At 72.2% G+C, this 11,622-nt stretch carries 11 protein-coding genes; 2 read left to right on the top strand and 9 right to left on the bottom strand.

Annotated elements, in window-relative coordinates; genetic code table 11:
• Nucleotides 1–4: 4 nt before the first annotated feature.
• From AB0K10_RS24240 to aspS, 4 genes are all read right to left on the bottom strand, one after another.
• On the bottom strand, nt 5–1,345 hold the full coding sequence (locus tag AB0K10_RS24240) for an MFS transporter (protein WP_363686952.1): 1,341 nt from the start codon (nt 1,343–1,345) through the stop codon (nt 5–7).
• 114 nt (nt 1,346–1,459) lie between these two features.
• On the bottom strand, nt 1,460–2,077 hold the full coding sequence (locus AB0K10_RS24245) for a helix-turn-helix domain-containing protein (protein ID WP_363686954.1): 618 nt from the start codon (nt 2,075–2,077) through the stop codon (nt 1,460–1,462).
• A 65-nt stretch (nt 2,078–2,142) separates the two neighbouring features.
• Nucleotides 2,143–2,952 (bottom strand): sugar nucleotide-binding protein, encoded by an 810-nt coding sequence (locus AB0K10_RS24250; RefSeq protein ID WP_363686956.1) that lies wholly within the window; start codon nt 2,950–2,952, stop codon nt 2,143–2,145.
• Nucleotides 2,953–3,053: 101 nt separating this feature from the next.
• Complete coding sequence (gene aspS, locus AB0K10_RS24255) at nt 3,054–4,859, bottom strand: aspartate--tRNA ligase (protein WP_363686958.1); 1,806 nt, start codon at nt 4,857–4,859, stop codon at nt 3,054–3,056.
• Between the two features lie 185 nt (nt 4,860–5,044).
• Here aspS and AB0K10_RS24260 point away from each other — a divergent pair, with 185 nt between their 5' ends.
• Nucleotides 5,045–5,755, top strand: a complete 711-nt coding sequence (locus tag AB0K10_RS24260) for a DUF998 domain-containing protein (RefSeq protein ID WP_363686960.1) — start codon at nt 5,045–5,047, stop codon at nt 5,753–5,755.
• Nucleotides 5,756–5,879: 124 nt separating this feature from the next.
• Here the strand turns inward: AB0K10_RS24260 and AB0K10_RS24265 are convergent, their stop codons facing one another.
• Together AB0K10_RS24265 and AB0K10_RS24270 are read right to left on the bottom strand one after the other, a co-directional pair.
• Nucleotides 5,880–6,923 carry a S1 family peptidase gene (locus AB0K10_RS24265; protein WP_363686962.1) on the bottom strand — a complete coding sequence of 348 codons (1,044 nt, stop codon included), beginning with the start codon at nt 6,921–6,923 and terminating at the stop codon, nt 5,880–5,882.
• A gap of 402 nt (nt 6,924–7,325) precedes the next feature.
• Nucleotides 7,326–7,802 (bottom strand): helix-turn-helix domain-containing protein, encoded by a 477-nt coding sequence (locus tag AB0K10_RS24270; RefSeq protein WP_363686964.1) that lies wholly within the window; start codon nt 7,800–7,802, stop codon nt 7,326–7,328.
• 55 nt (nt 7,803–7,857) lie between these two features.
• Here AB0K10_RS24270 and AB0K10_RS24275 point away from each other — a divergent pair, with 55 nt between their 5' ends.
• A complete protein-coding gene (locus AB0K10_RS24275; protein ID WP_363686966.1) occupies nt 7,858–8,376 on the top strand; it encodes a PaaI family thioesterase in 519 nt (172 codons plus the stop codon).
• A 109-nt stretch (nt 8,377–8,485) separates the two neighbouring features.
• Here AB0K10_RS24275 and AB0K10_RS24280 read toward each other — a convergent pair whose 3' ends face one another.
• The 3 genes from AB0K10_RS24280 to AB0K10_RS24290 form a co-directional block, all read right to left on the bottom strand.
• A complete protein-coding gene (locus AB0K10_RS24280; RefSeq protein ID WP_363686968.1) occupies nt 8,486–9,427 on the bottom strand; it encodes an acyl-ACP desaturase in 942 nt (313 codons plus the stop codon).
• Nucleotides 9,428–9,498: 71 nt separating this feature from the next.
• Nucleotides 9,499–10,827 (bottom strand): histidine--tRNA ligase, encoded by a 1,329-nt coding sequence (gene hisS, locus AB0K10_RS24285; RefSeq protein ID WP_363686970.1) that lies wholly within the window; start codon nt 10,825–10,827, stop codon nt 9,499–9,501.
• Between the two features lie 73 nt (nt 10,828–10,900).
• Nucleotides 10,901–11,611, bottom strand: coding sequence for an MBL fold metallo-hydrolase (locus AB0K10_RS24290; RefSeq protein ID WP_363686971.1), 711 nt, complete (start codon nt 11,609–11,611; stop codon nt 10,901–10,903).
• Between the last annotated feature and the right edge of the window lie 11 nt (nt 11,612–11,622).

An 11,622-nucleotide genomic window follows, 5' to 3' on the forward strand; every position in this document is an offset into this window, starting at 1 on the left:
CGTCCTACCGGCCGGCGCGCTGGTCGGCAGATCCGGGCACGGGAGCGGGTACGGCTCCGGGCGCGGGTGCCTGCGCGGGGACCGCTGGCGGGTCGGCGGGATCGGCGACGGCGCGCCGGCCGGCGCGCCAGGCGGGCAGGTAGAGCGGGGCCGCGACGGCCAGCACGACCGCGCCGACCACCATCGCGGTGCTGACGCTGGCGGCGGCGGCGACAGCGGTCAGCACCACCCCGCCGAGCGCGGCGGCCGGTTGCGCCATCATCGAGTTCAGCGAGAGCACGCTGGTCCGGTACGGGCCGTCGACCTGGCGGTGCAACAGGCCACTGTGCAGCGGGTTCGACGCGCCGTGCACGGCGTAGCAGACCAGATAGGCCACCAGCACCCCGACCGGGCCGGCGAGCAGCCCCATCCCGACGACAGTGACGCCCTGCAGGATGCGCAGCAGGGCCGCACCGGGCGCCGCGCCGAGCCAGCGCAGGAGCAGAGGGGTCAGCGCCGCGCCTGCCGCATTGGCGATCCAGGCCGCCGAACTGGCCGGCCCGAGCAGCGCGGCGGCGCGTTCCGGGTCGCCGATCACCTCGGCGAGCCGTAGCGGCAGCAGCGACTCGAAGGTGACCATGCCGAAGCCCCAGAACAGCTCCACCGCCACCAGGGCCAGCAGCACCCGGGACCGGCGCAGCAGCCCGACGGCCTGACCGACCATGCGGGGCGCCTGCGCCACCGAGGACCGCAGCGCCGCGAACCCGGTGGCCGGCCGCTCCTCGACCAGCAGGACGAGCAACGCGACGAGCGCCCCCGCCTGCGCGATGATCGCGGCCAACACCGGCACGGTGAGCGCGCTGACCGGCCCGAGCGGACCGAGCGCGATCAGGCCGCCGCTGAGCAGCGCGCCGCCGCCGATGGCCACTCCGATGACGGTGCCGGCGTACCCGAGGCCCTTCTCGTACTCGGCCTGCGGGTCGGCGGCCAGGGTGGCGTCGACGTACCAGGACTCCAACGGGCCGCTGTCCAGCGCCCGGTAGATCCCCTGCAAGGCCCAGACCAGGAAGAACATCCAGAACGAGTCGGCCACCGCGAACAGCGCCAGCGAGGCGAGGTTGATCGCCCCGGCGGTGAGCAGGACGGGTCGGCGGCCGAGAGCGTCGGCCAGACCACCGGTGGGCAGCTCCAACGCGAGCACCAGCAGCCCCTGTGCCGTGCTGACCAGGCCGATCTGCGGCAGCGACAGGCCCCGCTCCTGCATCAGCAGGATCATCACCGGGATCATCAACCCCGTGGGCAGCCAGCGCAGGCCGTACAACGTGAGGTAACGACCCCGAACCTGGCGTACGGTCAGCGCGCTCACGGCATGACCTCCACTCGCGACTGCGGGGCTCGCAAACCCGGCTCACTCCTCGCGCTCATGACGCCACCTCCACTCGCGACTGCGGGGCTCGCAAACCCGGCTCACTCCTCGCGCTCATCGGGGGCCGTCCAGCAGTGGGTAGGCGGCCAGGAAGACCTGCACCGGACGGGCCTGTGGGTCGGCGGGCTCGGCCGTGTCGACCGGCTCGGCCTCCCGGTGATAGCGCTCCAGCACCGCCCACACCTCCGCCTTGAGCGCCTCCAGCCGCTCCGGCGGGATGGTCAGGAAGACATCGCCCATGCCGAGGGCGTCCCGCCAGGCGGGGGACCACTCGTGTTGGGTGGCGAACCAACGTTCGGCGTGCTCGACGAGGAGGCGCACCTGGTCGCCCTGGATCCACTCGATCGCGGCGCGGGCGTCGGGGTCGTCGTCGAAGTCGCTCGGGTCCCAACTGGTGACGTCGTGCGTCGCCTGCCACCAGCGCTGCCGTCCGCTGCCCCGGTCGGGATCCTCGGTGACCAGCCCGGCCTCGGCGAGTTGGCGCAGGTGATAGCTGGTCGCGCCGGTGTTGGTGCCGAGCAGCTCGGCGAGGGTGGTGGCGGTGGCCGGCCCGTTCACGCGCAGGGCGCCGACCAGCCGCATCCGCAGCGGGTGCGCGAGCACCCGGACCTGCCGCTTGTCGATCCGTACCTCCCGCGGGGCGGGCCGCGGGGTCGCTTCGTCAGTCGCCATGACTGCACACTATCTCTGCACACTTTCTATGCACAAGAGTTGTGCATAGAAAGTGTGCAGAGTCGTCAGCCGAGGAGTTCCCGCACCCCGCGCAGTCGCGTCCGCAGCAGGTCGGCCGCACGGGCGGAGTCGAGGCGTACGTCACTGGGGCGGACCACGCCGGCGGCGGCCGCCGTGGTGGTCTTCAGCCCGGCCGGGTCCAGACCGAACCGTTCGGCGACCAGCAGACCCAGCTCGGCCCGACTCACGGCCTCCGGACCGGCCACGTTGAGCACTCCGGCGTACGACGAGCGGGCCAGCTCCAGCACGGCGTCGGCCAGGTCGCCCACGTCGATCGGGCAGCGGAACTCGTCGGTGAACAGGACGGCGCGGCCGGCGAGCGCGTCCCGGCAGAGTTCGATCTGCTTGCTGCCCTCCCCGAGGATCAGCGAGGTACGCACCAGCGCCGCGCCGGGGTCGATCGCCCGCACGGCGGTCTCGGCCGCCGCCTTCGCGGCCCCGTACGCGTTGACCGGGCTGGGCGGGTCGTCGTCTGCGTACGGGGTGGGTCGGCCGCCGTGCAGCGCGTCGCTGGACAGGTGCACCAGCCTCGCTCCCACCTCGGCGGCGGCGAGGGCCACGTGGGCGGCGCCGTCGGCGGTGACCGTCCAGTCGTCGTACCGATAGGGGGTCGCGACCACGGCGTCCGGCCGCACCTGCGCGACAAGCGCGCGCACGGCCGCCCGGTCGGTCACGTCCAGCCGCCGCCCGGCGACCCCCGGCACCCCGATGGACCCGGAGTGGAACGTCCCCACCACCGAGAACCCGGCGCGCAGGCCCCGCCGACAGACCTCGGAGCCCAGAAACCCACTACCACCGACGACAAGCACCCGCATCGCAGCCCACTCCCCCACTGATGATCAAGAGGTTTGCGTCATCTCGCGGGGCGATGATGACGCAAACCTCTTGATCGACCAAGCGACAGGGCAGGGTGGGGTCAGACCGGGTCGGCCACCGGGGCTGCCGGGCCGGCCGTGCCCGTGTGGGCCGTCGCGGGGGGCTTGGGCTTGGCGTCGATGCCGGCCTCGGTGCGCTGCTGGGCGGTGATCGGCGTCGGCGCGCCGGTCAGCGGGTCGAACCCGCCCCGGGTCTTCGGGAACGCGATGACCTCACGGATCGAGTCCGCGCCGGCCAGGAGCATGCAGACCCGGTCCCAGCCGAACGCGATGCCGCCGTGCGGCGGAGCACCGTACTTGAACGCCTCCAGCAGGAAGCCGAACTTGTCCTGCGCCTCCTCGGGAGTGATGCCGAGCAGGTCGAACACCCGCTTCTGCACGTCACCGCGGTGGATACGGATCGACCCGCCGCCGATCTCGTTGCCGTTGCAGACGATGTCGTACGCGTACGCGAGGGCGCGGTCCGGCGCCTCCTCGAACCGGTCCACCCACTCGGCGTTCGGCGAGGTGAACGGGTGGTGCACGGCCGTCCAGCCACCCTCGTCGGTCTTCTCGAACATGGGGGCGTCGACCACCCAGCAGAACGCCCAGGCGCTCTCGTCGACCAGACCGGCCCGCTTGGCGATCTCGACGCGGGCCGCGCCCAGCAGCTCCTGCGCCTCCCGGGTCGTGGCGCTCGCGGCGAAGAAGACCGCGTCGCCCGGCTTGGCGCCGACCGCGTCGGCGAGCCCACCCAGGTGCTCGGCGGACAGGTTCTTGGCCACCGGCCCGCGCGCCTCGCCGGTCTCGGCGTCCAGCACCACGTACGCCAGACCCCGCGCGCCGCGCGCCTTCGCCCAGTCCTGCCAGCCGTCCAGCTCCTTGCGGCTCTGCGACGCGCCACCCGGCATGACCACCGCGCCGACGTAGCCACCCGCGTCGATCGCCCCGGCGAAGACCCGGAACTCGGTGCCGCGCAGGTACTCGGTCAGGTCCGTCAGCTCCACGCCGTAGCGCAGGTCCGGCTTGTCCGAGCCGTACCGGGCCATCGCGTCGTGCCAGGTGATCCGCGGGATCGGTCGGGTGATCTCGTGCCCGGCCAGGTCCTTCCACAGCGCCGAGACGATCGCCTCACCGAGGTCGATCACGTCGTCCTCGGTGACGAAGGACATCTCGATGTCGAGCTGGGTGAACTCGGGCTGCCGGTCGGCGCGGAAGTCCTCGTCGCGGTAGCAGCGGGCGATCTGGTAATACCGCTCCATGCCGCCGACCATCAGCAGCTGCTTGAACAGCTGCGGCGACTGCGGCAACGCGTACCAGCTGCCGGGCTGGAGCCGCACCGGCACCAGGAAGTCGCGGGCGCCCTCAGGCGTCGAGCGGGTCAGCGTCGGCGTCTCGATCTCCAGGAAGTCCCGCTCGTGGAGCACGCCTCGGGCCAGGTGGCTGGCACGCGAGCGCAGCCGCAGCGCGTTCGCCGGGCCACTGCGGCGCAGATCCAGGTAGCGGTAGCGCAGTCGGAGGTCGTCGCCGGCCTCGACCTGGTCGTCCACCGGAAGCGGCAGCGGCGCGGCCTCGGAGAGCACCTCCAGGTCGACGGCTGTCACCTCGACGTCACCGGTGGGCAGCTCCGGGTTCTCGTTGCCGGCCGGCCGGCGGGTCACCTCACCCGTGACCTTCACGCAGAACTCGTTGCGCAGCGCGTGCGCGTCCTCCTCGCGGAACACCACCTGGACCACGCCGGAGCCGTCGCGCAGGTCGACGAAGATGACGCCGCCGTGGTCACGCCGGCGGGCAACCCACCCGGCGAGCGTCACCGTCGAGCCGGCGTCCGCGGCGCGCAGGCTTCCGGCATTGTGGGTACGGATCACGGCTGGCAACTCCTCATCGTGGAACAGTCCTCACCCGCATTCTGTCAGGGGCGGCCGGCTCCGCTCGGGGGCACCCGGCAGGCCGGCACGATTCGCTGGTGGGCAGGCGGCAGTCCGGTGCGCGTCGCCGGTGGCAGCCTGGCGAACCCGGCTCGGCGGGCCGTCACGCCGGTTAACGTGGCCGAATGCGCGCCGTACCGAACTGGGGCGTCGCCACGGCGGTGGCCGCGCCGGTGCTGCTGGTGGGCGGTTGGACGGTCGCGGGCGCCCGACAGCCGGCCGGGTACGACCCGGTGCGGGACACCATCAGCGAACTGGCCGGGCACGACGCCACCGACGGCTGGATCATGATCACTGCTCTGCTGCTGCTCGGCTGCTGCTACCTGGCGATCGCGGCGGTGCTGCACGCGGCCGGGCTGCCCAGCCGCTTCCTGCTCGCCGTCGGCGGCGTGGCCACCATCGCGCTCGTCGCCTTTCCCCGGCCGGCGGTCGGCGGCTCCCTCAGCCACGGCATCGCGGCTACCGTCGCGGTCCTCGCGCTGGCGCTCTGGCCGGCCGGGTCGGCGCTGCGGCTGCCGCGTGGCCCGGACACCGCCCATCCGCGGGTGCCCTGGGCGTTTCGTCGAGGGGTGGCGTTGAGCGCCACGCTCGTGCTGCTCGCCCTCTTCGGCTGGTTCGCGTTCGAGGTGACCAACGGATCACGAACCGGCCTGGCCGAACGGGTGACGGCGGTGGGCGTGTCGCTCTGGCCGCTGCTGGCGGTCCTCTCCGCTCGACGGGCACACCTCGCACGGGCCACCGAGGGCACCACGACACTCGGGCCGGCCCTGCCGACGACAGGTGCCGTACCCCCGGATCCCCTGTTCCCCACCGACGGCCCGGATCGTCTCGCCTGAGGCCGCGCACGGACGCCGGGCCCGCACGCGTAGGTGGCGGGGCGGGCGGCCGGCCTCGGCGGCGCCCCCGGACGCGCGACGCGGGCCGCCGGAGGAATCCGGCGACCCGCGGGCGGTGCATCGATCAGAAGACGCTGACGCCGTAGCGGCTCAGGGCCTCGGTGACGGGCTGGAAGTAGGTGGTGCCGCCGCTGCTGCAGTTGCCGCTGCCACCGGAGGTGAGGCCGAGCGCGGTGCCACCGGAGAAGAGCGAACCACCGCTGTCGCCACCCTCGGCGCAGACGTTGGTGCGGATCAGGCCGGAGACCGAGCCCTCGGCGTAGTTCACCGTGGCGTTGGTCGCGCTCACCGTGCCGCTGCGCAGGCCGGTGGTGCTGCCGGAGCGCTGCACCGACTGGCCGACCGACGCGTTGCCGCTGCCGGTGATGTCCCGGTAGCTGCCGTTGTAGAGGTAGACGTTACCGGCGGCGTTGGCGGAGTTGTTGTGCCGCACGATGCCGTAGTCGTTGCCCGGGAAGCTGGTGCCGGTACGGGTGCCCAGCAGGGCGGTCTGGCTGGAGTTCGAGTACCAGTTGGTGCCGAGGTTGGTGCAGTGCCCGGCGGTCAGGAAGTAGTAGGTGCTGCCGCTGCGCACGTTGAAGCCGAGCGAGCAGCGGTAGCCGCCGGTGTAGATGGCCTGGCCACCCGAGATGCGGGTGCTCAGCACACCGGCCTCGGCCTCGACCCGCACCGCGCCGTTGGCGCGCGCCGCGGCGGCCTTGACCCGCTCCAGCTTGGCACCGGTGACGGTGCTGTCGACGGAGACGACCACCTGGTTGGTGACCGGGTCGCTCCACCAGGCGGTGCCCGGGATCTTCGCCGAGCGCTCCAGCTCGGCGGTGGCGCGGTTGAGCTCGGCGGCGCCGCGGGTGACGTACCGGACGCTCGCCCCGGCGTTGCTGACCGTACGCGCCGCGGCGGCGTCGGTCACCGTGACGACGGTCTTGCCGCTGGCGTCGATGTACGAGCCGGCGGAGCGGTCACCGAGCTGAGCGGAGAGGGCCGCGGCGGCGTCGGGCGAGGCGGCGGGGGCGGCCTGGGCGGGTGCGCCGATGAGCGAACCGACGACCAGGGTTCCGCTCACGGCAACTGTCGCCGCAACGCGGAATGAGGACCTCGTGGGTCGCATGTAACAAACCTCCTGGGCGGGGGAGACGGGTCTGGCCGGGGGTGGCTGACCCGAGGGCAACCCGGCCGATCTGCGAAAACCGGCCGAGTGCACTGAAGTATTCACATACTTAAGATCATTGACAAGACCTGGTTTCGCCCGAATTCGTCGACCCCCGCCGGTCACACCTCCGCAACACCGCTGACACGCTCGCGGACACCTGCCGTCACACCTCGACGACCACCGGATCCGTTTCGGACACCCCTCGTCAACCGCCGCCGTTGACGCCACAACCCCGCCGCGACACCTCCACGGATCGGGCGGCACGGCGGACAGCCGGCGGCGGGAGGGCGGACGTGCGGCGGCGCGGCAGACAGGCGGCGCGGCGGACAGGCGGCGCGGCGGACAGGCGGCGCGGCGGTGTCAGGGGGTACGGCGGCGCGCGCCGGGGCCCGGGCGGGGCACCACGTCGCGGGGGTCATCCACCGGGTGCCCGTCGGCGCAGCGCAGCTCGACGCGTACCGGGGCGCCGCAGTCGCGGTGCTCGACGCTCAGGGCCGAGCCCTCGGCATCGGCCAGGTAGCGGTCACCCCACCCGAGCACGGCGACCAGCACCGGCCAGAGGGCCAGACCCTTCTCCGTCAGCCGGTACTCGTGGCGCACCCGGCTGCCAGGCTCCCGGTACGGCTCACGACGCAGCACGCCCCGCTCGACGAGCACGGCCAGCCGGTTGGTGAGGACCTGACGTGGAATCCCGGTGCGAACGCGCATGTCGTCGAAGCGTCGTACGCCGCTGAAGACCTCCCGCAGCACCACCATCGTCCACCGCTCGCCGAGAATCTCCATCGCGCGGGCGATGGTGCAGTTCTCCACCGACCAGTCCAGTGCCGCGGGTGTCATCCGACCAGGCTAGGTCTCATTGACAGACTCAGCAACGTGCTGCCACGCTGCGTCCATGACACAGACCCAGGAGCCGGCGCGCAGCCGGACCTTCACCTGGTCCGACCCGGCGGCCAACGCGGCGCAGGTCGGTCGGCGCAGCGGCCTCGACCTGCTCCGCGCGATGATCGCCGGAGAACTGGCCGCACCCCCGGTGATGCACCTGATCGACATGGCGCGGATGGAGGCCGACGAGGGGCGGGTCGCCGTCGAGCTGGTCCCGCAGGAGTTCCACTACAACCCGCTGGGCACCGTCCACGGTGGCGTCATCTCGACCCTGCTGGACACCGCCGCCGCCTGCGCCGTTCACACCACGTTGCCCGCCGGGGTGGGCTACACCTCGCTGGACCTGAACGTGAAGTTCCTCCGCCCGGTCACCGTCGACAGCGGCACGCTGCGCTGTGAGGGCACTGTGCTGCAACGCGGCCGCCGCACGGCCCTGGCCGAAGCCCGCCTGACGGACGCGGGAAACCGCCTGATAGCCCACGCGACAAGCACCTGCCTCCTCTTCCCCCTTCCCCTCCCCCTCCCCTAACCCCACCGCGTTGATCATGAAGTTATTGCCCGCCTCGTCGGCGTGTCGCGGCAATAACTTCATCATCAACAACGAAAGGGGGGAGGGGTGGGGTGGGGTGGGGTGGGGTTTAGCGGAGGGCTAGGCGGGCTGCTCGGGCGTCGCGCTTTTCTTCGAAGCGGGACGCCGCGTTTTCCAGGGCGTCGAGCTGGGTGGCCAGTTGTTCGCGGGCGGCTTCGCCGTCGGCGTTCAGGCCCGTCACGTTGAAGACGTCCCACTGACGCAGCACCGGCTGGAGCACATCGTCGCGGTGCTGGCGCAGGTCGTAGATGCCGGCGAGGGCGATCGCCACCGACTTGCGGGCGAAGCCGTCGATGCCGTTGCCCGGCATCTGGAAGTCGGCCACCACGTCGGCCACGGCCCGCATCGCCTGGCTCGGGGCCAGCTCGAACGCGGCGGCGAGCAGGTTGCGGTAGAAGACCATGTGCAGGTTCTCGTCGGCGGCGACCCGGGCCAGCAGCGCCTCGCAGGCGGGGTCGCCGGTGGCCTTGCCGGTGTTGCGGTGCGAGATGCGGGTCGCCAGCTCCTGGAACGAGACGTACGCCAACGAGTGCAGCACCTCGTCGCCGTGGGCGTTGGTGTACCCCTCCGACATGTGCGTCATCCGGGCCCGCTCCAACGCCACCGGGTCCACCGCGCGGGTGACGGTCAGGTAGTCGCGGATCGCGACCCCGTGCCGACCCTCCTCCGCGGTCCACCTGTGCACCCAGGTACCCCACGCGCCGTCCCGGCCGAACAGGGTGGCGATCTCGTGGTGGTACGAGGGCAGATTGTCCTCGGTCAGCAGGTTCACGATCAGCGCCGTGCGGGCCACGTCGGGAATTGTGGAGTCGGTCGGTGACCACGCCTCGCCGCCGAGCGGCCCGTCGAAGGTCCGCCCCTCGCTCCACGGCACGTACTCGTGCGGGAACCACTCCTTGGCCAGCGAGAGGTGGCGGTCGAGGTTGCGGGCGACAACCGGCTCCAGCTCGACGAGCAGGGCGGTCTGGCTCAGTGTGGTGCTCACGGTCACGAGTAACTCCCTACGGTGGCGTAACTTACGCTACCGTAGGTCCCCGCGGCCGTGCGCGCCAGTCGTGACACTCAACCGATCGTCGGCTTCAGGTCCTCCCGGGGCGGCGCCCACTCCCCGGCGTCGGCCGTGACCTGCTCACCCGAGCGGATGTCCTTCACCTCGTCCGGCGCGCCGTCGGCCCCCGGGAACCAGACGTACGGGATGCCGCGCCGCTCGGCGTAGCGGATCTGCTTGCCGAACTTCGCCGCGCTCGGCGACACCTCGGTGGCGATGCCCCGCCGACGCAGCGCCGACGCGATCCGGCCGCTGGCCGGGCGGTGCTCCTCGTCGGCCAGTGCCACCAGGACACAGGTGGGCACCGAACGGGAGACCGACAGCTCCCCCGCGCCGAAGAGCAGCCCGAGCAGCCGGGTAACACCGATCGAGATGCCCACCCCGGGGTACGAGACGTTGCCGGCCGTGGCGAGGTTGTCGTAGCGGCCGCCCGAGCAGATCGACCCGAACCGCTCGTACCCGTGCAGCTGGGTCTCGTAGACGGTGCCCGTGTAGTAATCCAGGCCACGGGCGATGCGCAGGTCGGCCACGCAGAGGCCCGGCGCGTGCTCGGTGGCGGTCTCCACCACACCGACCAGCTCCTCGATGCCCTCGTCGAGCAGCGGGTCGTTGACGCCGAGCGCGCGTACGGCGTCGGCGAAGGAAGCGTCCGGCGCCGAGATCTCGGCCAGCGACAGGCACGCCTTGGCCTGCGCCTCGCTCGCCCCGGCGGTCTCGGCCAGCAGCTCGGCCACCTTCACCGGGCCGATCTTGTCGAGCTTGTCGACGGTGCGCAGCGCCGCCTCCGGGTCGGTCACCCCGATGCCCCGGAAGAAGCCCTCCCAGATCTTGCGGTTGTTGACCTGGATGGTCACCGGTGGGATCGGCAGGGCGCGCAGCGCGTCCCCGATCACGAGGGGCATCTCCGCCTCGTGGTGCGGGGCCAGGGTGTCCCGGTCGACGATGTCGATGTCGGCCTGGACGAACTCCCGGTAGCGCCCCTCCTGCGGTCGCTCGCCCCGCCACACCTTCTGGATCTGGTAGCGGCGGAACGGGAAGGTCAGCTTGCCGGCGTTCTCCAGCACGTAGCGGGCGAACGGCACGGTCAGGTCGAAGTGCAGGCCGAGCTGGTCGTCACCGCCGGCGCCCTCGGCGTCGGCGTGCAGCCGCCGGATCACGTAGACCTCCTTCGAGGTCTCGCCCTTGCGCAGCAGCTGGTCCAGCGGCTCCACGGCGCGGGTCTCCAGCGGCGCGAACCCGTACAGCTCGAAGGTGTCCCGGATCTTGTCGAGCACAAACTGCTCGATCATCCGCTGTCCGGGGGTCCACTCCGGGAAACCGGAGATGGGCGTGGGCTTGCTCATCGGCGTACTCCTTGCGATTCCGCGCCCGCGGCGCGGTGGTGTCGTGGGTCCGCGCGCGGCGCGGACGAAAGAACTAGAGGCCCCGGGTGGGCGCGGCCGGCGTCGCGCCGGCCACCTCGATGAGGTACGGGTTGCTGGCGCGCTCGCGGCCGATGGTGGTGCCGGGGCCGTGGCCGGGCAGCACGACTGTGTCGTCGGCCAGCGGGAGGATCTTGTCGCGCAGGCTGGTGAGCATCGCCGGCATGCTGCCGCCGGGCAGGTCGGTGCGGCCGATCGAGCCGGCGAAGAGGACGTCGCCGGAGAGGCAGATCTCGTCCGCCTCCCAGCCCGACCCGGCGCCGGGCAGCCGGAACAGCACCGACCCGCCGGTATGGCCCGGGGCATGGTCGACAGCGATCTCCAGGCCGGCGAGCGTGAGGGTGGCGCCGTCGGTCAGATCGGCCACGTCCTCCGGCTCGGTGTAGGTCAGCCGGCCACCGAAGAGCGAGGTCAGGTCGGCCGACAGGCCCTTGGCCGGGTCGGCGAGCATCTCCCGGTCGCCGGGGTGCACGTACGCGGTGATCCCGCGCGCACCGCAGACCGGCGCCACCGAGAACGTGTGGTCCAGATGGCCGTGGGTGAGCAGCACGGCGGCCGGATGCAGGCGGTGCTCGGCGAGCAGCGCGTCGAGCTGGTCGAGCACCCCGATGCCGGGATCGACCACCACGCACTGCTCCCCCGGCGCGGTGGCCACCACATAGCAGTTGGTGCCGAAGGCGTCCGCGGGAAAGCCGGCCACGAGCACGGGCGCTGTCC

Source organism: Micromonospora sp. NPDC049274, assembly GCF_040678875.1.
GTDB lineage: Bacteria > Actinomycetota > Actinomycetes > Mycobacteriales > Micromonosporaceae > Micromonospora.